1 protein-coding gene is annotated in these 296 nt (G+C 70.6%); it reads right to left on the reverse strand.

The genetic code is table 11. The features are described 5' to 3' along the window. The coding region (locus tag SB816_RS30810) for a formate dehydrogenase accessory sulfurtransferase FdhD (protein WP_410548095.1) at positions 1-296 on the reverse strand (296 nt) is incomplete at both ends.

Here is a 296-nt window from a genome sequence, read left to right on the forward strand (position 1 = left end):
GGCCGTCGGCATCGCACCACGCGGCTGCATGCAGACCGCCCGTGAGTTTCGTGAGCGCCTGGTGCTGCGGCAATTCGCGGGCGGCGCGCGCGATCGCGTCGGGCGCGAGGCGCGCGAGAAAGCCGGTATCGGGCACGATTTCCGGTTCGAGATCGAGCAGGTCGATGCTCTCGATGCCGCACACGCCGCAGCCGCTGCGACCCGCGAGCGCGCGGCGCTTTTCCTTCAGCTCGACGAACGCCTGCTGCACGACCGTGAGATGCACTTCGGCGTGCGGCATCTCGGCCGCGGCGTGC

Source organism: Achromobacter sp. SIMBA_011 (genome assembly GCF_046535435.1).
Lineage (GTDB): Bacteria > Pseudomonadota > Gammaproteobacteria > Burkholderiales > Burkholderiaceae_B > Achromobacter > Achromobacter dolens.